Raw genomic sequence first — 21,923 nt, 5'->3', positions numbered from 1 at the left:
GCTTCGGAAGGGTATAGTGGCGCTCCGCTTCGACAGGTTGTTCGCTGTTCTGGGCTTCGCTTCGGCGTTTTTTTCTCTCTCTCTCTCTCTCTCTCTCTCGTTCCCTTTCCGATTCGCACTCGGTTTTCCACGCTCCACGCTCTCCGCTCCACGCTCAGCGTTCAGCGCTCGGGCGGTCGGTTCGTCACCGAGTTGCACGTGCACCGCGAATCTTTAGGGACAGGGTCGAAGTCGCGGCCAATAGGTGTCACCGATGTCAATCAGAGGCGTTGTCTACCACGACTCCCACGACGTATCGGTCGATGAAATCGACGAACCGACGCTCGAACACCCGAACGACGCGATACTCGACGTGACGACGACCGCGATTTGCGGCTCGGACCTGCACATGTACGAGGGACGGGCCGGCGCCGACGAGGGGATGGTCTTCGGCCACGAGATCATGGGCGAAATCGCCGAGGTCGGCGAGGGCGTCGACACGCTCGAACCCGGCGACCGAGTCGTCCTCCCGTTCAATATCGCCTGCGGGTTCTGCGAAAACTGCGAGGAAGGGAACTACAACTACTGTGAAACCGTCGCGGAGACGCCCGGCGGCGCCTACGGCTACGTCAAGATGGGCCCCTATCAGGGCGGGCAGGCAGAGAAAGTCCGCGTCCCCTACGCCGACTTCAACGCCCTCTCCTTACCCGAGGAGGGCCACGAAGAGGACTTCATCATGCTCGCCGACGTGTTCCCCACCGGCTGGCACGGCACCGAACTCGCCGACCTCCAGCCCGGCGAATCGGTCGCCGTCTTCGGCGCTGGTCCCGTCGGCCTCATGGCTGCTTACAGCGCGAAACTCAAGGGTGCCTCTGAAATCTACGTCGTCGATCGAGTCGAGAGCCGCCTCGAATTGGCCGAGGACCACTGCGACGCGACGACGATCAACTTCGAGGAGACGGATGCAGCCGAGGCCATCGTCGACGCCCACGGCGGCCCGGTAGACAAGGGCGTCGACGCCGTCGGCTACCAGGCGATCGACAGCGAACGCGACGGCGACCACCCCTACGATCACGAACGCGAGAACCCCTCGCTCGTGATCAACCAACTGATTCAGGCGGTCGAAGCGACCGGCAAGATCGGCATCGTCGGCCTCTACATCTCGGAGGAACCCGACCCGCCCGAGCAGGTCGACGAACAGGGATTACTCAACATCGATCTCGGCATCGCCTTCGAAAAAGGCCTCCAGTTCGGCACCGGACAGTGCCCGGTCAAGCGCTACAACCGACGGCTCCGCGACATGATCGTCTCCGGCCGGGCCGAACCGGGCTTTCTCGTCTCCCACGAGGTTGAACTCGAGGATGCCCCCGAGATGTACGAACGGTTCGACGAGCGGGAGGAGGGCGTGACGAAGGTATTGTTGCACCCCTAAGGCGAGGAACAGGCAGCGACGAACCGAGACGAGAGTTCATCGCTACCAATCTTTATCAACCACCAGCGTGCTTTCTGCAGTATGGCCCGCCAATCCTACCAGGAGAAACTCGAAACGCTTCGCGAGGATATCCTCTACATGAGCGAGATCGTCATGGAACGCCTTCGGATGGGGCTTGACGCCCTCGAACAGAAGGACAACGATCTCGCCCGCGAGGTCATCGAAGGCGACAGCGAGGTCAACCAGCAGTACCTCGACCTCGAACAGCAGTGTATCGAACTGCTGGCCCTCCAGCAACCCGTCGCCAGCGATCTGCGGTTTATCGCCGCGTCGTTCAAGATCATCACGGACCTCGAACGAATCGGCGATCTCGCGGTCAACCTCGGCGAGTACACCCTCGACGCCAGACACGACCTCTTCCCCGATGTCGACGTGCAGGAGATGGGCGAGATGACCCTCGACATGATCGAAGACGCGATGCTCGCCTACGACAGCGAAGACACCGACGGCTGCCGCGAACTGGCAGAACGCGACGACGACCTCGATCACTTCGCCGAGCGCGCGAGCGAAATCGTCGTCCGCGACCTCATCGAACGTGAACTCGATTCGCCCGACGAGGTCGAACGGCTTCTGCAGGACGTTTCGCGTCTCCTGTTGACGATTCGAGACCTCGAACGGGTCGGCGATCACGCCGTCAACATCGCCGCACGGACGCTGTACATGGTCGAGAACGACGACGAACTGATCTATTGAGCCGAACGCGAATCAGATCTAAACACCGACAGAGCAAGCGCGAATCAAGCGACAGACCGAAAACAATCCAAACCTGAACGGCGGTCCTCGTTACGTATCTTCGAGTTCAACGCGGCCGGTCGTATCGACCGTGACGGTGCGGCCGGCGTAAGAGAACGTTACGCTGCCGCCCGCACGGTCGAGGGGAGACGAGCCGGCCGACGCGTTACCCGGCTCGGGTTCGAACAGAGAATCGAGCGCCGCTGGGTCGATCACGTTGTAGAGGGGATCGAGTTCGTCCGCGACTTCCATCATGTCGCGGCCGTCCTGGTTCGCAATTGCGGAGATAACGGCGACGCTTAAGGGTTGTTCAGGGTCGGCCTGGTAGACGAACCGGTCGTCATTCGTGGCCGGCTGGGTCGCATCGGCGTGAGTGCTGTGAGGTGTCTGGTTCATGGATCAACTAACGAACGGGAGCCGGGAAAGACCGTCCGTTGACTGGCCAACCTTTTAAGAGAGGGCATCTGCGAGCGTATTCCAGAGCAGATTCGCCTGTCCGCGTCGGAGTCGGGCCGAGAGGGCCTGATCCGAGATATCGAGCTCGGCGGCGACCTCCGAGAGGGTGATTGTCCGCGGGACCTCGAAGTAGCCGCGTTCGAGGGCGGTAAGGAGGGCCTCACGTTGGTGTGCCGTCAGATCGTACTGTGCGGTTTCAGTCCGGTGTTCCTGGTATATTCGCCGGACGAGAAAGCCGATGTCTCGCTCGAGACAGCCCTCGCGATACGCACGAAGCGCCTCTCGAGAGGGGACGCGGGCGCGAACGACGGTCGTTTCTGTAACGACGATGTCCAGAATCCCGATGTCGTGTTCGGCGGCGACCGGATAGGTGAGCTTCGCGGTTGCCTCCTCCGAGAGGACCACGCTGTACAGGCGTCGCTCGGCCAGCGACTCGAGTTCGGCGAACCGATCGACGCTGTCGTCGGCCCCCAGTGCGCGTTCGAACGCGTCGAACTCCTCGCCCATCGCCCAGAAGAGCAGTTTCGGCTCGCCGGTTTCGGTCCGGTAGAGCTCCTCGATCCGCAACGTTTCGATCGCCGACGCTGCGGTGCGAAGGATCGGCGTTTCCAGTTCGAACTCGACGATGAGGGACACGGGTTGGTATCCAGGTTGTGGCCCGATGATTGTTCGGGTGGGACGAGCAAGCGGTGGCGCTACAATGGAATCTACTCGAGATCGCGCTCGCCCGTCGCCATCGTAATTTCGCCATCGGCCCGGATCGTGCCGTCGATTTCGGCGCCGGGCCCGAGTTCGAGATCGGCACACGACACGTCGCCGAGGATGCGCGCGTCGTCGGTGATCGTCACGTCGCCGTTTCGCGTCGTCAGGTCGCCGTGGATGCGCGTTCCATCGCCGACGGTTACGTCGTCGCGGGCGCGGAGACTCCCGAAGATATTGCAGTCGTTCCCGACGACGATCGTTTCGGCGCGGACGTTGCCGTGGAGCCGACAGTCGTCGCCGATCGTCGCGGGCGTCGAGACGCGCCAGGCGTCGTCGCCGACCGTTGCGTTCCCGGGGATGACGAGCGGCTCCGTGTCGGGGTCGTCTTCGTCCGCATCCTCGTCGACGAGTTCGGAGATCAGCCGCTGGGCGGTGTCTTCCTCGCCGATCAAGAGGAGGTGTTTGAGGTAGACGAACATGAGGACGATCGTCGGCATGGGGTTGCGGATGACGATCCAGCCGTTGGCTTCGAATCCCTCTTCGATGTCCACGTCGTCGCCGATGTCCAGGTCGCCGGCGACTTTGAGTTCGCCTTCGATATGCACTCGCTCGCCGATATAGGCGTCTTGGCCGACGAGGACGTTCTCCGCAACGTCACACCACATGTCGAGGCGACAGTCGCCTTCGGCTTCGATCTCGCCGTCGACGGAGACGCTCTCGCCGGCGAGGACGTTCCGACCGCGCACGCCGAACTCGATGGTCGAGCGACTGCCGATCAGTACGTCTCCATCGGTTTCGAGGGCGACTTCCTTGGCTTCCGTCCCGTCGGGAACGACGAGTTCGTCGAGCGGGTCCCTGTGTCCGGCCACACTCTCACCCAATGTGAGTGCCCGGTAATAAACCTCGCGCGTCGTCCGCCGTTCGTCTGACGCCTGTTAGCGGAGTATCACCATCGCGGTCCGTCCGGACGGAACCGTCGGCCCGTGGCCGCGTTCGGTTCCTTTTACATCCCCCATCGCGTACACCAGGCCATGACAACGCTTGCATTCGACGACGACGGCGTCGATGTCGTCTACGAAGGCACCGAGTTTCGCCTCGAACGCGAACTCATCGAGGAAGCCGTCGAGAAGTCCTACTACGACGTGACCGATCACGAGGTCCTGCAGATGGTCGCCGAGCAGCCGAACCTCCAGGGCGAGCCGCGCCGCGTCGGCGATATTCTCGCATAGCGCGCCGAACTCGCGTCGGTCGGTCGCCGGTCGTCGGTGGATTTTGCCGTGTGGGTTTTGCCGTTCCCGTTTGCCACGTTCACGCCTGCGTCGCGTCCAGCGTTGCACTTGCAGCCCGAATCACCAATGGATCGGTTCACCCGATTACGTATCGGACTGACACGCTATGGAACGAGTCAAACTGGCGCACGTCGGCGACGAGCGGCGGACGTATCGACCGGACGGGACGGAACTCGCTTTCGCGCGGAGAACCGGCCCGACGGTGGAACCATGACCGCCCAGCCGAACGACGCCTCGCTTGCGACAGCGGACGAGCCGGCCACGCCCTCGAGTCGTTCCGAATCCGGTCCGACCGGCAACGTCGGACGCTGGGACCGACTCGGCTCCGCCGCGCTCGGCGGCATCCTCCTCGTCCGCGGGCTCCGGAAACGCTCGCTCGGCGGCGCGGCGACGGCACTCGTCGGCGGGGCATTGGTCTCCCGCGGCGTGCGCGGTCACAGTCACCTGTACCGCCGTCTCGGCGTGAACACGGCGGGCAACGAGTACCGAGACCCCGAACCGCGAACTGACTCCGCCACGGTCGAACGCTCGATCACCGTCGGGAAGCCGGCAGACGAACTCGTCTCGTACTGGCGGGACCCGGAGCAGTTGTCGCGTCTCGTCGGCCACTTCGCCGACGTGACCACCTGGGGCAAAGACCGATACAACTGGCGCGTATACGGTCCGCTCGGGCAAACGATCGAATGGGATACGCAACTCGTCTCGGACCGGCCCGATACGGAGCAGCCCGACGGGGACCGGTCGGACGCGACTCGATCCGACGACGACCTGCACTGGGAGACGATAGAGGATGCACCGATTCCTCACGACGGAACGGTCGAGTTCCGTCCGGCACCGGGCGACCGCGGAACCGAGGTGACGCTTCGAGTGCAGTACGACCCGCCCGGCGGTGCACTCGGCACTGCGGTCATGCGATGGCTCGATGTCGCCCCCGACGTACTCGTCGGCACGACGCTCCGCCGGTTCAAGAGCCTCGCCGAAACGGGAGAAATCCCGACGCTCGAGGCCAACCCCTCCGCTCGCGGAGCGGGTGATCTGGTATGAGCATGCGCGCACTGTGCTGGCACGACGTCAACGATCTGCGCGTCGACGACGTGCCCGAACCCGAACTCGTCAACCCGCGCGATGTCGTCCTGCGAGTGACGATGACGACGGCCTGCGGGTCGGACCTGCACTTCATCGACGGCTACCTCCCTACCATGCGCGAGGGCGACGTGATCGGTCACGAGTTCATGGGCGAGGTCGCGAAAGTCGGCCGCAAGGTCGAGGGCGTCGAGGAGGGGGACCGCGTCGTCGTCCCCTCGTTCATCGGCTGCGGGAGCTGTGGCTACTGCCAGGATGATCTCTGGTCGCTCTGTGACAATACGAACCCGAACGCGGCGCTACAAGAACCCGTTCTCGGCGACACGACCGCCGGCATCTACGGCTACACGCACGCCTTCGGCGGCTACGCGGGGTCACACGCCGAGTACGTCCGAGTGCCCCACGCCGACGAGAACTGTTTTCACGTGCCCGATGAACTCGACGACGAGCAGGCGCTGTTCGCCTCCGATGCCTGGGCGACGGGCTACATGGGCGCTGACTTCTGCGACATCGAGGAGGGAGACACCGTCGCCGTCTGGGGCTGCGGCGGCGTCGGACTGATGGCCCAGCAGAGCGCCGCCCTCATGGGTGCCGAGCGCGTGATCGGGATCGACCGGTTCCCGGAGCGGCTGCGACTCGCCGAGCGGGAGGCGGGCTCGGAGACGATCGACTACACCGCGGTCGACAGCGTCGTCGACGCGCTCAAAGCCACGACCGGCGGGCGCGGTCCGGACGCCTGCATCGACGCGGTCGGCATGGAGGCCCACGGCACCGGCCCGGCTCACGCCTACGACCGCGCGAAGCAGCAACTGAAGCTACACACCGACCGCGGCGAGGCGCTCCGTCAGGCCATCGTCGCCTGCCGCAAGGGCGGAACCCTCTCGATCCTGGGAGTCTACGGCCTGATGGATAAGTTCCCGCTCGGAATCGTCATGAACAAGGGTCTCACCGTGCGCACGGCCCAGCAACACGGCCAGCGGTACGTGCCGGACCTGCTCGAGTACGCGGCCGAGGGCGAGATGGATCCCTCGTACCTGGCGACCCACGAACTCGAACTCGAGGAATCCCCGCGGGGATACGACCTGTTCAAGCACAAGGAAGACGGCTGCGTTCGGCCGGTGTTCGTGCCGTAAGGTCGACCCGGTCCCGGTCTCCCTGGCGGCTCACGACGGTACGTCGACCGCTGGCGAGTCGGATTCGGGCGTCGACTCGTCGAAGAACCCCGCAACGCCCTCGAGTTCGAGAACGAACTCGGGTCCGAACGCGCCGGCCGGCGTCCGGAAGCCGTCCTCGGTCTCACCGTCGAGGACGCGCTCGGTCGCCGCGACGGCGGCGTCGACGGTGACGACGTAGGGGTCCGGCGTTTGCAGGCGGGAGACGGCTCGCTCACCGCCGTTCGTGTCTTCGGTATCGGCGTCAGCATCGTCCGCGGCTCCGGACCCGCGCTCGTCGTCACCCTCCTCACCTTCCTCCTCACCTTCGACCCGCGCCTCACCCCAGAGGTACGCCGAACCGCGCTTTCGCGACCACGAGCCGGGCCCCTCGCGGACCAGCCCCGCGAGTTGCTTCATCCCCTCTCGGACGGGCGTCGCGGCGAGCAGCGGCGTGAGGTACTGGTGGGATTGCAACGCGAGCCGCGCTGGCCGGGGTGCGATCGCGTAGACTGAGACGTTCTGAATCCCGGTCGTGTAGTGAGCCGTCGACACGTCGCCCATCGGCATCGTCACCGCGGAGCGTTTGCCGCGGCCGAAGTCGATGCGCCGCGTTCGCCACGCGGCCGGAACGTGTTCGAGCCGGCCGTCACGGTAGATCGCACCGCCGTCCTCGATCCCTTCGATGACCGTCCTGACCGTTCCGATCGACGGCGGGCGAAACGAGTCGACGCCCAGTTCGAGCGCGTCGGCGTCGGGGAGGCGCTCCGCGAGGTGGGCGGCGAGGCAGTCCATCGGCACCGCCGAGAATCCGACCGCCGGGAGGAGCGTGACGCCGGCGTCGCTCGCGTCGTCGCCCCGCTTTCTGATACCCTCGATAACGGGGATTTCGCCGGTGATATCGACGTAGTCCGTGCCGGTTCGCAGACAGCCCTCGACGAGCGGGTCCGCCGTGTTCGAGAACGGGCCGGCGCAGTTCAACACGCAGTCGACATCGTCATCGTCGAGCGCGTCGGTGACGACGGCCGGATCTTCGAGGGGGAACACGCGGCCGGGCCGCTCGAGTTCGTCGACCTGCTCCGCGAGCGCCTCGCGGTCGCGGCCGGCGAGGAGCACGTCGAGGTCGCGGTCGATCGCCTCTCGGGCGACCAGGTTTCCGACGAACCCGTAGGAGCCGTACAGCAGGACTGATGGTGAGGACATACGCACGAATCCGATTTCCCGGTGGGTAAACGATGGCCCGGCGAGCGCCGCCCGCGCTGTGAGCGGCGCGAATCGGCCCGGGACGGCTACTCCTCGCGGTCGGCGCGGTCGTACCGCTCCGCCGCGGATTCGAATCCGAACTCGTCGCGTTCGCGGCCGCGCCGTCCTTCGAGTTCGGCGATCGCCTCGGGGTCGGGTGCGGCGTCGTCGGTGATCCGCGCCCACGAGTTGTGGACCTTGGCGTGGCACCAGCGACAGAGGTAGACCGTAATCTCGTGAGAGAGCGTCTCGCCGTCGTCGGCGTCTTCGGAACGCGTCGCGTTCCGATTGCTCGATGGACGATGGCCATCGTTGTAGGACAGGTGGTGTTCCTCGAGTAACGGCCGTTCGTCGTCGTGAGTCAGGCGCTTCTCGGCGAGCCCGCAGCGGACGCACTCGCGGTCGCGGTTGCGCGAGCGAAAGTGCGGACAGTCGGCCCACGTCTCGTCCGTCTCGGGGTCGACGACGGGGCAGGCGTAGTCCTCGTCGGCGCGCTCGCGAGCGAACTCGGGGTCGTGCTCGTAGTGGTCGAAGGCGTACCGACACTGCCCTTCACCCGTGAGATGGTCGCAGACGCCGGCGAACTCGTAGGGGTCGTCGACGCCGACGGACGTGCCGTTTGGCGTTCGCTCCATCCTCGACCCGAACCACGGTGTCGATCGGTTTGAACCCCTCGGAGCCTCTCGGAATCGCTCGGAACCGCTCGGAACCACTCGGAACCACTCGGAATCTGCCGCACCCTCGGGACGACATCCACGACTCGCGAGACGGCGCTCCGAGCCGCCGAAACCGGCAGTCTTTTTGCCATCTGCGCATCGATTCGCGGCCGTGCACCTCGTTCACGACGCCGAGACAGCCGACGGCGCGACGGTACTCGCCTCGCAGGTCGAACTCGCGGACTCGCTGCTCGCCCAGACGCGCGGGCTCATGTTCCGACGGTCGCTCCCCGACGAGTTCGCCCTCGCGTTCCGATTCGATTCCGCGAGCACCCGCGACGTACACATGCTGTTCGTCTTCGTGCCGCTCGATGTCGTCTGGGTCGTCGACGGCGTCGTCCAGCGGGTCGAACGCCTCCGGCCGTGGCTCGGCTTCGCCCGCGAGCGAGCGGACACGATCCTCGAACTGCCGGCGGGGGCTGCAGACGGGGTCGAACCCGGCGACGAACTCGTGCTCGCGGACGAGTAGCCCGAACGCGGCAGTCGCAGATAGTACCGTCACCGGCGCGTTTAAGAGGGTGTGCCACGGTAGACCGAGGTACAATGGCACGAGATTCCGTCTCATCGTCGGAGGATAGAGGAAGTCGGGGCGACCCGGCTGGACGCGAAATTCTACGGCGAACGTAGTCACACCGCATCGCTCTGTGGTACTGCTTCTCTACAACCCGCGACAGAAACTGCACCTGATTCTGATATGACTTCGCTCACCCCCGACCAGACGATTCACCCGGACCGAACCGTTCGACTACTCGACACCACGCTTCGCGACGGCGAGCAGGCACCCGGCGTCTCCCTCTCGCCCGACGAAAAGGTCGACCTCGCCCGGGGACTCGAACGCGCCGGCGTCGCCGTCATCGAAGCCGGCAGCGCCTGCACCGGCGCGGGTGAGCGACGAGCAATCTCGCGGGTCACCGACCTCGACCTCGACGCCCTCGTCACCAGTTTCTGCCGCGGGATGCGGACCGATATCGACCTCGCGCTCGAGTGCGCCGTCGACGGCGTCCACATCGTCGTCCCCTCGAGCGACCGCCACGTCGAAGGCAAGGTCGGCACCTCCCGCGAGGACAACCTCGCGACGACGGCCGAACTCGTCGAGTATGCGACCGACCACGACCTCTGGGTCGAAGTCATCGGCGAAGACGGCTCCCGAGCCGACCTTGACTATCTCGAGGACCTCGCCGAAACCTCACTCGACGCGGGGGCGGACCGCTTCTGTTTCGCCGACACCGTCGGCCACACGGGCCCCGAACGGACCACCGAGGCCGTCTCCCGACTCGCCGCTCTCGGCCCCGTCAGCGCCCACACTCACGACGACCTCGGTCTCGGCGTCGCGAACGCGCTCGCGGCCGTCTCGGCCGGCGCGGACCTCGTCCACTGCACCGTCAACGGCCTCGGCGAACGCGCCGGGAACGTCGCCCTGGAGGAGGTCGCAATCGCCCTCTCGCACGTCTACGACGTGGAAACGCTCGAACTCGACGAACTGTACGACCTCGCCCAGCGCGCCGCCCGCGCGACCGGCGTTGAACTCGCGCCGAACAAGGCCGTCATCGGCGAGAACGCCTTCACCCACGAGAGCGGCATCCACACCGACGGCACCCTCAAAGACGACAAGATGTACGAGCCCTACTCGCCCGAGACCGTCGGCCGCGAGCGACGCCTGGCCCTCGGCAAGCACACCGGCCGCGCCGGCGTCGCCGCCGCACTCGAGGAACACGACGTCGAGGCCAGCGACGAGGAAGTCGCCGAAATCGCGACCCGCGTCACCGAACTCGGCGACCGCGGCCGCCGCGTCACCGACGCCGACCTCCTCGCCGTCGCCGAGGACGTAACCGGCGACGACCGCGAGCGCGTCGTCGAACTGCACGATCTCACCGCCACGAGCGGCGGCTCCGTTCCCACCGCGAGCATCCGCCTCGAAGTCGACGGCGAGGACCGCGTCGCCAGCGGCACCGGCTCCGGCCCCGTCGACGCCGCCGTCTCCGCCATCCGCGACGCGCTCGGATCGAACGCCACGGCTGAACTCGAATCCTACCACGTCGATGCCGTCACGGGCGGCACCGACGCCGTCGTGACCGTCGAGGTAACCATGGTTCGAAACGACCGATCCGTGACCGTCGCCCGCAGTGAAGCGGACATCACGCGGGCGAGCGTCGAAGCCATGGTCGACGCGCTCGATCGGTTGCTCGCAGTCGATCAGCAACCGCTCACGCCGGCGGACGACTGAATCCGGCAGCCGACTGAATCCAGCGGACGATCGAATCGGTGAACGGTAAACCGAGTGCCGCGCTTCGATTCGAGAGCACCATGACAAATGCTACAGGTCGAGTGCTACACACCGAGTTCAGCCAGCGATCCGCCCTCCCGAGTCACTGAAACGGCTGTCGACTGAGCACACCCCAGGGATCGAGGAGGTAGATACCGGCCAGAAAGAGCGCGAGGACGATCACGAACACCTGTGCGAGTTCACCGGCCGAACTGGGGAGCCCCGAATCGAGCGACAGGGGGACGGTCATCAGCGCAGCTACCCCGATCCAGAGGGTTCCGATAAAAAGCCGATCGCGACTGATCATGTGGATGTGAACTCGTTCGTGTGCAGCGTTATGAACGCCCCGTATTCGGCGCTCGCTATAACTCGAGGCCGCCGAAGGTGCGCTCTTCGGTTTCGTTCATCCGGTTATCGACCAGATTGACATCGTCGTAGGCGACCGGGCCCTCGACCTGTTCGGCCTCGGATCCGGGTTCGTTGCCGAGGTAGGTGACGTTCGGGTCGGTGTTGTACTCTTCGAGGAGTTTGAACGACGAAGTGTTATCGCCGTACTCGCCGCGCAGGAGTCGCATCGCGTCCTCTTCGGTCATGCCGTCCTCGTCGTCCTCGCTCGCCGGTTCCTCCTCGCCCTCGACGATTGCGATGGCTTCCTGCAGTTCCTCGTCGTCGGGGTCGTGTTCGAGCGCTCGCGCGAGCGGAACGTTCTCGATGTACTGCTGGGGATCGCTGTCGGGATCGTTCATATTCCCGAACTGGATCGCGCCGGGCGGGCAGGCCTCCTCGCAGGCGGTCGTGCCGACCATGTCCTCGCCCATATTGCCGTCCTGGCGGGCCGGATCGAAGATGCACTTCTCCATGACGCCGCGCGGACCGCGGCCACTCACCCAGCGGCCGCGCTCGTCGTACATCATGTCCTCGCCGAGATCCTCTGAGGGGGCCTCGGACGCCGGGTCCTCCCACTGGAAGTAGTTGACGCCGTAGGGACAGGCAACCTGGCAGTACCGACAGCCGATACAGACGTTGTAATCCGTCAGAACGAGGCCACCGTCCTCGCGGGTATGGCGGGCCGTCGTCGGACAGACCTTTTCGCACGGCGCGTCGGTACAGTGTTGACAGGGGCGGATCAGGTAGTTGAAATCCCGCGTGTCCTCGAACTCGTCGGCATCGGGGGATTCGACGGTGCCGTCCTCGTAGGCGAGGATGTACATCCAGTTCGCGCCGTCGTTCCAGTTGTGCTCGTCGTTGCAGGCGACCACGCAGGAGAGACAGCCGTCACAGGTTTCGAGGTCGAGAACCATTCCCCACTGCGTTTGGTCGCCGTCATCTCCTCCATCTTCGTCCGTCTCGTTTTGTATCGCTCCGGCCACCGGATCCGACTCATCGGCGTGCGAAGCCCCCCACGCGCTGAACCCGAAAATACCCGCGCTTGCACCCATCTTCGTGAGTAGCTCCCGCCGTGACTCGTCTTCCGCGCCGAACCGCGACAGCGCCCGGTCGAGTCGTCCCTCCTCGCGGGCCGCCTCGACTCGTTCGGCCATCGGCCGTTCGTCCTCGCCGAACTCGTCGACGACCTCGTCGTGGTACCGGTCGTAGAACGCTTCCTCGGAGAGTTCACCTTTCGTGAGCCGCATCGCGTCTCTGGCCATCTCCATGCCGAGGTCCGTGTCGTACTCGGTCTCCTCGAGCATGTCCCTGAAATCGGTCTGTGCGCTCTCGCCGAGCGGGTGGAATAGCTCTCCGGTTTCGAGGTCAGTCTCGTCAGTCTGTGTGTCGTCAGTCTGTGTGTCGTCAGTCTGTGTGTCGTCCGGCCGTGTATCGTCCGGCCGTGTGTCGTCTGCCGACGGTCCCTCCGAGTCTCGCTTTCGATCTCGTTTCTCGGCGGAGTCATCCGGCTCATCCGGATCGGTTCGATCGCTGCCCGCTCGATCGTCGTGCTCGTCCCGGTCACCTGGATCAGTCATCGTCGCTGCCCACCCCGCTGCCGATCGCACCCTGAATTATGACACTCATTGTCAGGGATATCGACCAGCCCGACGTGAATAATGGGGTCCCCTGCAGATGACGGCGAGCAAAGCGTGCATTTCTCTCGTCCAGCGGCGTTCCGGTACAGCTCGTGCTCGCTACGAGTGCAGGTTGCATCCGAGACCGAGCACACGCTACACGGCGCTCGGAGGTAGCGTCTCGCGAAAAACGCCGAGAGGGAGATTTGAACTCCCGAGTCCGTGGGGACAGCAGATTTCGAATCTGCCGCCTTGGCCGGGCTAGGCTATCTCGGCTCATCCGTTGATACTCGGGTAACGTTTTTACCGGTTTCGATCTCTCTCGGAGTCTGTGGATCGGTCACGTCCGATCGGCTGGCCGCCGTCGGCGATCCTCGAACGGGGGACGCCAGTCGAGGAACCGGTCACGAACGCGTTCCAGCGATCACGGTCCAGTAGAGCCACCAGGAGCGAAAACCATTTGACACGAGCGGCCGAGGACGCTTTCATGGACGTCACCCAGGCCAGCACCGAGTGCACGGCCGTCCTCCAGACGATCGACGACGCCGTCATCTGCGACCGATCCTTCCCCGAGGACATCCTCGTCGGGGTCGTCGGTCGCGGCCACGTCCTCGTCGAGGACGTTCCCGGCACCGGCAAGACGCTGACCGCCCGCAGCGTCGCCACCGCACTCGGCCTCTCGTTCTCCCGCATCCAGTTCACGCCCGACTTACTCCCCGCGGACGTCACCGGCACGCACATCTTCAACGAACGCGAACGCACCTTCGAGTTCAACAAGGGCCCGATCTTCGCGAACGTCGTCCTCGCAGACGAAATCAATCGCGCCCCGCCGAAGACCCAGGCTGCGCTGCTCGAGGCCATGGAAGAAGGACAGGTCACCGTCGACGGCGAAACCCGTCAGCTCCCCGACCCCTTTATCGTGATTGCCACCCAGAATCCGGTCGAACAGGAGGGGACCTTCCCGCTTCCGGAAGCCCAGGTCGATCGATTCCTCGTCAAAACGTCGATGGGATACCCCGACGAGGCCGGCGAAGTCGAACTCTTGCGGCGGCGCGCGGATCGGGAGACGACGAGTCCGTCCGTCGAACGGGTGCTCGAACCCGAGCAGGTCGAACAGCTCCGTCGGGCTCCGGAAACGATTCGGGTTGACGAGGACTTACTGGAGTACATTGCGGCGCTCGCCCGCGAGACGCGAAGCGACGGTCGCGTCGAGGTGGGCGTCTCACCGCGTGGCACACAGCGGTTGTTCGAGGCGGCGCGGGCCTACGCGGCGATTACCGGACGGTCGTACGTCACACCGGACGACATCAAGCGCGTTGCCCGGTCGGTGCTCGCCCATCGGCTCGTACTGACGCCGGACGCGACCGTCAACGGCGTCGACAAATCGCAGGTCGTCGACGGCGTCCTCGAGTCCGTTCCGGTCCCGACGGTCGAGGCACCGGACCAGAACGCGTAGCCGACCGACTCTCAGTCGCGCCGTTATCCGGTGTTATCCGGTGTTTTTCATCCCGGCAGCGATCCCTTTGACCGTCAATCGGAGCGTTCGCTCTTCGATGTCCGTCCGGTGCGAGCGATCGAGCAGGTACGTCTGGAGCAGGTTCAGCGGATCGACGTAGGGGTTTCGTCGCTCCAGGTTTTCGCCCAGCCAGTCGCGGGTGTGCAGTTGCTCACGTTGGCCGATTTGCGTGATCAGGTCGGCCGCTCGCTCGTACTCGTCGAGCAGTCGCGGGAAGAACTGCTCGCGGAGATCCTCGTCCGCGAGTTCAGCGTACTGGGCTGCGATTTCGGGTTCGGTGCGAGAGAGCGAGAGTGCGGCGTTGTCGAGCGTCGTCCGGAAGAACGGCCACGACTCGTACATCTCCTGGAGGGTTTCCACGTCGCCGCCGTCGTCGAGGTACGCGTCGATCCCGGTTGCGATGGCGTACCAGCCGGGTAGGATACACCGCGATTGAGTCCAGGAGAATACCCACGGAATCGCCCGCAGATCCTCGACGGTCCGCTCGCCGGAGCGAGAGGCGGGACGGGATCCCAGGTCGAGGTCCTCGATGACGGTGATCGGCGTCGCCTGTTCGAAGTACTGGACGAAGCCGTTGCTCTCGAGCAGGTCGCGGTACTCCCGGCGGGCGACATCGGCCATGGTCTCCATGGCGTCGACCCACTCCTCGCGGACCTCCTCTTCGGGCTGGTCTTCCGCGTAGAGACGCGCCCGAAGCTGTGCGTTGAGCATCTGTTCGATGTTGCGCTCGGCGATGCGGGGGTTGGCGTACTTCTCGGCGATCGCCTCGCCCTGCTCGGTGAACTTGACCTGGCCCGTCACGGTGCTGTTTGGCAGCGCGAGCAACGCCTCGTTCATCGGGCCGCCGCCGCGCGAGATCGACCCGCCGCGGCCGTGGAACAGCCGCATCGTCACGTCGTGGTCGTCGCAGATCTCCCCGAGTCGGCGCTGGTTCTTGTACAGCGACCAGTTCGCCGCCAGGAAGCCGTTTTCCTTGTTCGAGTCCGAGTAGCCGAGCATGATCTCCTGCGTGCGTCCGCGCGCTTCGAGCGCCTGCGCGTAGGCCTCGTTTTCGAAAAGCGAACCCATGATTCGGCGTGCGCCCGAGAGCGCGTACTCGGTTTCGAGCAGCGGCACGATATCGATCCCGCAGTGTTCGGGCAGAGAGATGACGCCCGACTGATCGGCCAGGAACAGGACTTCGAGGACGTGACTCGGTTCCTCGGTCATCGAGATGCAGTAGGTGTCGATCGCCTCGACGCCGTACTCGGTCTGCCAGTCCGCGAGCCGGTCGAACAGGCGGAGGACGCGAGCGGAATCGTCCGAGAGGTCGGCAGTCGCCGTCAGGTCGATCACCGGCTCGTCCTGCAAGATCGCGTCGGTCAGCAACTCGACGCGCTCGTCCTCCGAAAGGCCGTGGTAATCGACGCCCTCCGCTTCCAGTGCCTCCGCGATCGCGTCAGTGTGTTTCTGCTGGTGATCGCGCAGGTCCAGACTCGCGAGCGAGAAGCTGAACGTCGCGACCTGTCGGCGAATCGGATCGACGTGGGCATCGACCACGCTCTCCGCACCGTTATCCCTGAGGCTCGATGCGATCACCGTCAGATCCGACCGCAATTCCTCGGCGTCGTCGTACCCACCCGGCCGCACATCGCCGACGCGATCCAGTCGCTCTCGCATCAACTTGAGCTTCTGGCGGTACGGCTCGCCCGGATACCGCTCTGCCGCGGTCTCGGCACTCCCCGGCACCCGCTCTCGGTCCGCCTCGAGTTCAGCCTGGAACTCCGGTCCGGTGTCGATCCGACTGCCGTCCTGGCTCAGCACCCCCGACAGTCGCTTGAGTTGCTCGCGGTAGCGCTCGAGCACGACCGAGCGCTGCCGTTCGAGCGTCGTCGCCGTTACCTCCGGGGTCACGTACGGGTTTCCGTCGCGATCGCTTCCCGCCCACGACCTGAACTCGAACAGCTTCGGAATATCGAGATCGCCCGCGACCTCCTCGTCGATCGCGTCGGCGAACTCGTCGTAGATCTCGCCGACCACGTCGAACAGCGTATTCTGCAGATACCACTGCACGTTTCGCGCCTCGTCTTCCGGTTCCGGCTGCCGGTTTCGAACCTGCGGCGTCTGCCAGAGACTCGTCACCTCGGAGTCGACATCCTTCCAGACCTGTCGTTTCTCCTTGTCGGTGAGCAACCGTTCGTCTAAGGTTTCGAGCGCCGTCGCAATCGTCCGAAGCTTCGACTTGACCGTTTTCCGCCGCGCTTCCGTCGGGTGCGCCGTAAACGTCGGCTCGATCAGGACGTCCTCGAGAACCCGCCGTACCGTCTCGATATCTTCGTCTCCGAGTTCAGCCGCCGCCGTCTCGAGACTGTCCGCGAGCGCCCCCTCCTGGGAATCGGTTCGGATCGACCGAACTCGTTCGCGCTCCTCGGCCAGATTGATGAGCTCGAAGTACGTCGTAAACGCGCGGGCAACGATCCGTTGTTGGTGGGGTGAGAGTCCTTCGAGTTCGGTGATGAGTGACTCTCTTGAGTCGAGTTCGCCCGCGCGGTAATCGATGGCTGCTTGGCGACACGACTCGACCGTTTCGAAGGCCTGGCGTGAGGTCTGCTCCTCGAGGATGTCGCCGAGTAGGGTGCCGAGTTCCCGGACATCCTGCCGGACTTCCCTGTTGTGTAGTCGCATATCATAGGGGTGTGAGTTGAACGGTAAAAAATCCTTGCAGGTGCTCAGCCGGCCATATACATCGTTTTCGATGATAGTTATCAGCGATACCGGACGAAAGGAACCGGTCGAATCGTGCCGGTGAATCGTCATCGGGTTTGTAGTGCCGCTATTCGGCCGAAATAGAGTCAGTATTTACTACAACTGATGTTAGTATACCCCACCATGTCCCTTATATCCTTTTATAAATATGGGATACCACCATTCAAAGTTAGGAAATATTGAAATTATTTATACCTTATTAGTTCTGAACTTCCGTCTAAGCGGCGAGATCGAAACGAGCATATTCATCGGCCCGCTGGGCAACGGTCGCGAAAGTCCGCGTAGCGGCTCCCAACACGACCGGCGAGACGACGGCTGGTCACCGTATACGGAATTATAAATAATACCGGCTTCAGTATTAATAACACATGCCTCGAACGACGAGTTCACTCACGACGGGCGACGACGGCGGACGGAACCGGCCGGGAGACGCCCGCCAGAACGCGCGAACGGACGATGCCGCTGCGGCTCGGAGGAACGATGTCGCAGTGAGGCCCGACAGCAGATGCAGTAGTTCCGATGTCGGGGGAGACGGAGCCGATAACCGACGGAGCGCAGACGCAAATCTCACACCGTTGCGCTCGCGCGGAACTCGCGGCGGGATGTCCACCGAGCGAATCCGGGGTGCCCGATAATGCCCGGCTCCGACCCGTCCGCGGAGGATATCAAAGCGCACGTGCAAACGTACTGGAACGATCGCGCCGAGACGTACGACGACGACAGCCACCACGCCATCCATGACACCGAGCAACGCGAGGCGTGGCTCTCGGTTCTGCGCACGTTGACGGGTGAGCCCCCACAGCAGATACTCGATCTCGGCTGCGGGACCGGCGTCATCTCGTTATTGCTCGCTGAACTCGGCCACGACGTGACGGGAGTCGATGTTTCGACCGAGATGCTCGAGCGAGCGAAGGAGAAAGCCCGTCAGGCCGAGGTATCGCCCGAGTTCTATGCGGGAGACGCGGAGGATCTGGACGAGCCCGAAAACGAGTTCGATCTGGTGACGGGCCGGCATCTCATCTGGACGCTTCCGACGCCCGCGAGCGCGATCCGGGAGTGGCAGCGAGTTGTCCGTCCCGGCGGTCACATTGCGCTCATCGAGGGCCACTGGGATTTCCCGGAGCCGTTCGAGGGCTACGAGGCGATTCACGACGACCTGCCGCTGTACGACGGTCGTCCGCCCGCGGAGTTGGCCGCGTTCCTCGCGGAGCACGGACTCGAGGCCGTCGAGTACGAACCCCTGATGGATTCGGTGCTTTGGGGCGACGAGCCGAACTATGATCAGTATATCGCGGTCGGTACCGTTCCACGATGAGCGATCGGAAACCGTCGCTCGTATTCCGATTGCGGTTCAACGAATCAGACCGATGCACCTAGAGACAAGTTCGTGGCCGGAGATCGAAGACGAAGCACCGACGGCGGCGCTCGTTCCCGTCGGCAGCACGGAGCAACACGGTCCGCACGCACCGGTCGGAACCGATACGATCATCGCCCGTGCGATCGCCGCTGCGGCCGACCGAGAGTGGGACGGTACGTCAGTCGTGCTCCCGCCGATTCCCGTCGGAATCGCACCCTACCACGGCCGCTTCCCCGGAACCCTGTCGATCTCGCCGGAGACGCTTCGCCGCTACGCCCGCGATATCGTCGACTCGCTGGCGAAGTCCTGTTCGAGCATCGACACGGTCGTATTCGTCAACGGACACGGCGGAAACGGCGAGACGCTCTCACACCTGGCTCGAGAGGTGACCGAGTCGGATGCGACCGATCTCACCGCGTACCGCTGGGAATGGATGCGCGCTCTCGACGACCACGTCGGACACGCCGGTGAACTCGAGACGTCGGTTCTCCTTCATCTCTGTCCGGATGATGTCGATGATCCGGTCGCTGGGGACGCAACGACGTGGGCGAGCACGGTCGACGGCGGGGTTCTCCACGAGTTCACCGACGAGTTCAGCGAGAACGGCGCGGTCGGTGATGCGACGAACGCGAGTTCGGAACAGGGCGAAGAAGTGTTTGTAGCGGTCGTTGATGCGCTCGTGTCGTTTTTGGGGCGCGTGCAGTAGGGCGGGGAGCGGTGGAGTCGGCAGTGAGGGCGGTCAAGCGGGCACAGGTGAGCGTGAAGGCGGCAACAGGAGCGGTAGGGGGTGAGGGCAATACGGGAGCGTGTGGTGGGTGCGGTACGGAATCAGTGTGAGGGGAGCAGTACGGAAGCGGTGTGGGAGGGGCGGTTTCGACCGAACCGGTTCGCGCTCGGCCGTATGTGACGAAATGCAGTTAGTGGAGCGTGACGGAGTCGTGAGCATGGTTCGATACGCGCGGTGTCGTCGGCACCCGAAACGAACGGGGCAACTCCCGCGGTCGATTGACGGTGATCGGTCATGACGCGGTCGGAGCGACCCGACGAACCGGTCAAAGCGGTCGTCCAACAGTACTGGAACGGACGGGCCGAGTCGTACGACGACGACGGCATTTCCGGCGTCCACGCCGACGAGCAGCGCGAGGCGTGGCTGTCCGTTCTCCGTCCGTGGGTTGGCGAGCGGTCCCGATCCGTCCTCGATCTCGGCTGCGGGACGGGGACGCTCTCGGTGCTGTTGGCGGCGGCTGGACACGACGTGACGGGAATCGACCTCTCGCCCGAAATGCTCGGCCGCGCTCGAGAGAAGGCACAGCGGGCGGGACTGTCGATCGAGTTCAGCGTCGGAGATGCCGAGCAGTTACCAGTTCCCGAGAACGGCTACGACGTGGTGACGGCGCGACACCTCATCTGGACGCTTCCGACGCCCGCGGCGGCGGTGCAGGAGTGGCAGCGGGTCGTTCGTCCCGGCGGCCGTCTCGTGCTCGTGGAGGGCTACTGGGACTTTCCGGAACCGTTCGAGGGCTACGAGGCGATTCACGACGACCTACCGCTGTACGACGGTCGTCCGCGCGGGGAATTGACTGCGTTTCTCAGGGAGGAGGGATTCGACGCCGTCGAGTGCGAACCGCTGTCGGAGCCGGTGCTCTGGGGGGAAGAGCCGGAGCAGGAACTGTATCTCGTGGCCGTCGACGTGTCCGAATGAGGAGACGAATGCCCCGCGTTCACTCGCTGTCCATCGAAATCGCCTCGAGCCCGTAGTGCAATTCCGTCGGGTGAGGTTCGTAGCCACGGACATCGTCCCCGGTCGCGATGACGTTCGTGTCGTTGGTCACGACGACGATCGGCGCGTCTTCGACGACGATCGACTGGACCTCGCGATAGCGTTCCCGTCGCGCCCCGCGCTCGTCGAGTTCTCGTGCGTCTTCGAGCAGCGTATCGACGCGATCGTTCCCATAGCCGTGGGGTATCGACGAGGCCGTCGAGTGGTACAGCTCCGCGAGTCGGTCCGGATCGGGATACCAAAGCGTTCCCCACGACGTGAAGTAGGCGTCGAACGACCGCTGAGTGACCCGATCGATCATCGCGCTGTACTCGAGCGTTTGCACGTCGACGCTGATGCCGACCGCAGCGAGGTGATCTTGCATCACCTCGGCGATCAGGGGAAGGCTTCTGGCGTCGAAGGTGAGAAATTCGACGGACAGTTCGACACCGTCGCGCGTCCTGGTCTCGCCGGCGGTTCCGGTCCATCCGGCATCGTCGAGCAGTGTCCGGGCCCGGTCCGGATCGTAGGGATTCGACTCCAGATCCGGATTCGCCCACTCGGTGATCGACGGCGAAAACGGCCCGACTGCGGGCTCGACGAGCCCGTCCAGGAGCGACTCGGTGATCGTCTTCCTGTCTATCGCAAGGGACACGGCCTGCCGAACTCGCCGGTCGTCGAACGGTTCCGAATCCGTATCGAACGCGAGGAATCGAATTCGCGGAATCGGTGGCGTGTAGACGTCGATCCCGCCGGTCGATTCGAGCGCGTCGACCGTTTCGTGCGGGAGGATTCGCGCCATCTCGAGTTCGCCGTTCTCGAGTTTCATCCGGCGCGTCTGATCGTCGTCGACGACCTCGTAGCGAACCGACTCGAGGGCCGGAACCTGCCCGTAGTAGTCGTCGTTGCGGGCGGTCAGGATCTCAGTGTTGGGGTTGAACGATTCGACGGCGAACGGTCCGGTACTGATCGTCTCGGTGACCGACCCGTCGTCGTCGACGGCGCGGGGGCTGAGGATCACCGCCTCGTTACGCGAGAGGTGAGCCGGCAACGGCGCGAACGGCGTTTCGGTTGTGACGGTGACGGTCGTCTCGTCGACCGCCTCGACGGCGTCGATCGGAACGTCCTCGAATGCGGGCGCGTCGACGGTTCGGGTGAGCGAGTCGACGGCGGTCGTCGCGTCGAACGCCTCTCCGTCGTGAAACGTAACGTCCTCTCGAAGCGTGAACTCCCACTCCCGGTCGCCGCGTCGCTCCCAGTCGGTCGCCAGTTCGGGCGCGGGCGACGCGTCGTAATCGACGCCGACCAGTCCCTCGGTGATTCCGAGCCGGCGGATCGTGCTGCCGCCGTCGAGCGGGTCCCGGTTCGGTTTCCACGGGCTACCGATTCGAAAGTCGGCCCTGTTTGCATCGTTCGCCAGACACCCCGCAACGGCGAG

20 protein-coding genes and 1 tRNA gene are annotated in these 21,923 nt (G+C 64.6%); 11 read left to right on the top strand and 10 right to left on the bottom strand.

Annotation, left to right across the window (positions count from 1 at the left end; genetic code table 11):
• Positions 1 to 253: 253 nt before the first annotated feature.
• Positions 254 to 1,411 carry a glutathione-independent formaldehyde dehydrogenase gene (locus C480_RS14125; protein ID WP_006666293.1) on the top strand — a complete coding sequence of 386 codons (1,158 nt, stop codon included), beginning with the start codon at positions 254 to 256 and terminating at the stop codon, positions 1,409 to 1,411.
• Positions 1,412 to 1,492: 81 nt separating this feature from the next.
• Positions 1,493 to 2,164: a phosphate signaling complex protein PhoU gene (gene phoU / locus C480_RS14120; protein WP_006666292.1), complete on the top strand. Its 672-nt coding sequence runs from the start codon at positions 1,493 to 1,495 to the stop codon at positions 2,162 to 2,164.
• A gap of 90 nt (positions 2,165 to 2,254) precedes the next feature.
• Here the strand turns inward: phoU and C480_RS14115 are convergent, their stop codons facing one another.
• The 3 genes from C480_RS14115 to C480_RS14105 form a co-directional block, all read right to left on the bottom strand.
• Positions 2,255 to 2,599, bottom strand: a complete 345-nt coding sequence (locus C480_RS14115) for a HalOD1 output domain-containing protein (protein WP_006666291.1) — start codon at positions 2,597 to 2,599, stop codon at positions 2,255 to 2,257.
• 54 nt (positions 2,600 to 2,653) lie between these two features.
• Positions 2,654 to 3,295: a helix-turn-helix domain-containing protein gene (locus tag C480_RS14110; RefSeq protein WP_006666290.1), complete on the bottom strand. Its 642-nt coding sequence runs from the start codon at positions 3,293 to 3,295 to the stop codon at positions 2,654 to 2,656.
• A 71-nt stretch (positions 3,296 to 3,366) separates the two neighbouring features.
• Entirely contained in the window at positions 3,367 to 4,230 is an 864-nt protein-coding gene (locus tag C480_RS14105) for a polymer-forming cytoskeletal protein (protein WP_006666289.1), read from the bottom strand.
• 162 nt (positions 4,231 to 4,392) lie between these two features.
• Between C480_RS14105 and C480_RS14100 the strand changes: the two genes are divergently transcribed.
• The 3 genes from C480_RS14100 to C480_RS14090 all read left to right on the top strand — a co-directional run bounded on the left by C480_RS14100 (position 4,393) and on the right by C480_RS14090 (position 6,866).
• Entirely contained in the window at positions 4,393 to 4,590 is a 198-nt protein-coding gene (locus C480_RS14100; protein ID WP_006666288.1) for a DUF5800 family protein, read from the top strand.
• A 270-nt stretch (positions 4,591 to 4,860) separates the two neighbouring features.
• Positions 4,861 to 5,694, top strand: coding sequence for a YgaP-like transmembrane domain (locus C480_RS14095; protein ID WP_006666287.1), 834 nt, complete (start codon positions 4,861 to 4,863; stop codon positions 5,692 to 5,694).
• Positions 5,695 to 5,696: 2 nt separating this feature from the next.
• Positions 5,697 to 6,866 (top strand): zinc-dependent alcohol dehydrogenase, encoded by a 1,170-nt coding sequence (locus C480_RS14090; RefSeq protein ID WP_006666286.1) that lies wholly within the window; start codon positions 5,697 to 5,699, stop codon positions 6,864 to 6,866.
• Between the two features lie 30 nt (positions 6,867 to 6,896).
• On the opposite strand, the gene C480_RS14085 is transcribed toward C480_RS14090, so the two are convergent.
• Together C480_RS14085 and C480_RS14080 are read right to left on the bottom strand one after the other, a co-directional pair.
• A complete protein-coding gene (locus tag C480_RS14085; protein ID WP_006666285.1) occupies positions 6,897 to 8,087 on the bottom strand; it encodes a saccharopine dehydrogenase family protein in 1,191 nt (396 codons plus the stop codon).
• A gap of 86 nt (positions 8,088 to 8,173) precedes the next feature.
• Positions 8,174 to 8,761, bottom strand: a complete 588-nt coding sequence (locus C480_RS14080; protein WP_006666284.1) for a DUF7097 family protein — start codon at positions 8,759 to 8,761, stop codon at positions 8,174 to 8,176.
• A 193-nt stretch (positions 8,762 to 8,954) separates the two neighbouring features.
• Here C480_RS14080 and C480_RS14075 point away from each other — a divergent pair, with 193 nt between their 5' ends.
• Both C480_RS14075 and C480_RS14070 read left to right on the top strand, forming a co-directional pair.
• Complete coding sequence (locus C480_RS14075) at positions 8,955 to 9,311, top strand: DUF192 domain-containing protein (protein ID WP_006666283.1); 357 nt, start codon at positions 8,955 to 8,957, stop codon at positions 9,309 to 9,311.
• Positions 9,312 to 9,536: 225 nt separating this feature from the next.
• Positions 9,537 to 11,066, top strand: coding sequence for a (R)-citramalate synthase (locus tag C480_RS14070; RefSeq protein ID WP_006666282.1), 1,530 nt, complete (start codon positions 9,537 to 9,539; stop codon positions 11,064 to 11,066).
• A gap of 142 nt (positions 11,067 to 11,208) precedes the next feature.
• On the opposite strand, the gene C480_RS14065 is transcribed toward C480_RS14070, so the two are convergent.
• The 3 genes from C480_RS14065 to C480_RS14055 form a co-directional block, all read right to left on the bottom strand.
• Complete coding sequence (locus C480_RS14065; protein ID WP_006666281.1) at positions 11,209 to 11,412, bottom strand: hypothetical protein; 204 nt, start codon at positions 11,410 to 11,412, stop codon at positions 11,209 to 11,211.
• Positions 11,413 to 11,467: 55 nt separating this feature from the next.
• Positions 11,468 to 13,069: a 4Fe-4S ferredoxin N-terminal domain-containing protein gene (locus C480_RS14060; RefSeq protein WP_006666280.1), complete on the bottom strand. Its 1,602-nt coding sequence runs from the start codon at positions 13,067 to 13,069 to the stop codon at positions 11,468 to 11,470.
• Positions 13,070 to 13,299: 230 nt separating this feature from the next.
• Positions 13,300 to 13,384 (bottom strand) — tRNA-Ser (locus C480_RS14055).
• Between the two features lie 211 nt (positions 13,385 to 13,595).
• Between C480_RS14055 and C480_RS14050 the strand changes: the two genes are divergently transcribed.
• The gene (locus C480_RS14050) at positions 13,596 to 14,564 is read left to right on the top strand and encodes an AAA family ATPase (protein WP_006666279.1); all 969 of its coding nucleotides are present in this window, start codon (positions 13,596 to 13,598) and stop codon (positions 14,562 to 14,564) included.
• A gap of 33 nt (positions 14,565 to 14,597) precedes the next feature.
• On the opposite strand, the gene ppc is transcribed toward C480_RS14050, so the two are convergent.
• Entirely contained in the window at positions 14,598 to 17,288 is a 2,691-nt protein-coding gene (ppc, locus tag C480_RS14045) for a phosphoenolpyruvate carboxylase (protein WP_006666278.1), read from the bottom strand.
• Positions 17,289 to 18,003: 715 nt separating this feature from the next.
• Here ppc and C480_RS14040 point away from each other — a divergent pair.
• The 3 genes from C480_RS14040 (at position 18,004) to C480_RS14030 (ending at position 20,428) form a co-directional block, all read left to right on the top strand.
• Positions 18,004 to 18,684: a class I SAM-dependent methyltransferase gene (locus C480_RS14040; protein ID WP_006666277.1), complete on the top strand. Its 681-nt coding sequence runs from the start codon at positions 18,004 to 18,006 to the stop codon at positions 18,682 to 18,684.
• Between the two features lie 52 nt (positions 18,685 to 18,736).
• Positions 18,737 to 19,432 (top strand): creatininase family protein, encoded by a 696-nt coding sequence (locus tag C480_RS14035; RefSeq protein ID WP_006666276.1) that lies wholly within the window; start codon positions 18,737 to 18,739, stop codon positions 19,430 to 19,432.
• A gap of 315 nt (positions 19,433 to 19,747) precedes the next feature.
• Positions 19,748 to 20,428 carry a class I SAM-dependent methyltransferase gene (locus C480_RS14030; RefSeq protein ID WP_006666275.1) on the top strand — a complete coding sequence of 227 codons (681 nt, stop codon included), beginning with the start codon at positions 19,748 to 19,750 and terminating at the stop codon, positions 20,426 to 20,428.
• A gap of 19 nt (positions 20,429 to 20,447) precedes the next feature.
• Here C480_RS14030 and C480_RS14025 read toward each other — a convergent pair.
• Positions 20,448 to 21,923: ABC transporter substrate-binding protein (locus C480_RS14025; protein ID WP_006666274.1), on the bottom strand; the 1,476-nt coding region annotated here is incomplete at its 5' end.

This window comes from Natrialba aegyptia DSM 13077, from assembly GCF_000337535.1.
Taxonomy (GTDB): domain Archaea; phylum Halobacteriota; class Halobacteria; order Halobacteriales; family Natrialbaceae; genus Natrialba; species Natrialba aegyptia.
The sequence above is the reverse complement of the archived record's forward strand: the minus strand, read 5'-3'. Positions and strand labels throughout refer to the sequence as shown.

Bases quoted from the DNA above. Each gene is read 5' to 3' on its own strand.
- C480_RS14125 (WP_006666293.1), top strand. From the start codon at position 254: ATGTCAATCAGAGGCGTTGTCTACCACGACTCCCACGACGTATCGGTC.
- phoU (WP_006666292.1), top strand. From the start codon at position 1,493: ATGGCCCGCCAATCCTACCAGGAGAAACTCGAAACGCTTCGCGAGGAT.
- C480_RS14115 (WP_006666291.1), bottom strand. From the start codon at position 2,599: ATGAACCAGACACCTCACAGCACTCACGCCGATGCGACCCAGCCGGCC.
- C480_RS14100 (WP_006666288.1), top strand. From the start codon at position 4,393: ATGACAACGCTTGCATTCGACGACGACGGCGTCGATGTCGTCTACGAA.
- C480_RS14095 (WP_006666287.1), top strand. From the start codon at position 4,861: ATGACCGCCCAGCCGAACGACGCCTCGCTTGCGACAGCGGACGAGCCG.
- C480_RS14090 (WP_006666286.1), top strand. From the start codon at position 5,697: ATGCGCGCACTGTGCTGGCACGACGTCAACGATCTGCGCGTCGACGAC.
- C480_RS14085 (WP_006666285.1), bottom strand. From the start codon at position 8,087: ATGTCCTCACCATCAGTCCTGCTGTACGGCTCCTACGGGTTCGTCGGA.
- C480_RS14080 (WP_006666284.1), bottom strand. From the start codon at position 8,761: ATGGAGCGAACGCCAAACGGCACGTCCGTCGGCGTCGACGACCCCTAC.
- C480_RS14070 (WP_006666282.1), top strand. From the start codon at position 9,537: ATGACTTCGCTCACCCCCGACCAGACGATTCACCCGGACCGAACCGTT.
- C480_RS14065 (WP_006666281.1), bottom strand. From the start codon at position 11,412: ATGATCAGTCGCGATCGGCTTTTTATCGGAACCCTCTGGATCGGGGTA.
- C480_RS14060 (WP_006666280.1), bottom strand. From the start codon at position 13,069: ATGACTGATCCAGGTGACCGGGACGAGCACGACGATCGAGCGGGCAGC.
- C480_RS14050 (WP_006666279.1), top strand. From the start codon at position 13,596: ATGGACGTCACCCAGGCCAGCACCGAGTGCACGGCCGTCCTCCAGACG.
- ppc (WP_006666278.1), bottom strand. From the start codon at position 17,288: ATGCGACTACACAACAGGGAAGTCCGGCAGGATGTCCGGGAACTCGGC.
- C480_RS14040 (WP_006666277.1), top strand. From the start codon at position 18,004: ATGCCCGGCTCCGACCCGTCCGCGGAGGATATCAAAGCGCACGTGCAA.
- C480_RS14035 (WP_006666276.1), top strand. From the start codon at position 18,737: ATGCACCTAGAGACAAGTTCGTGGCCGGAGATCGAAGACGAAGCACCG.
- C480_RS14030 (WP_006666275.1), top strand. From the start codon at position 19,748: ATGACGCGGTCGGAGCGACCCGACGAACCGGTCAAAGCGGTCGTCCAA.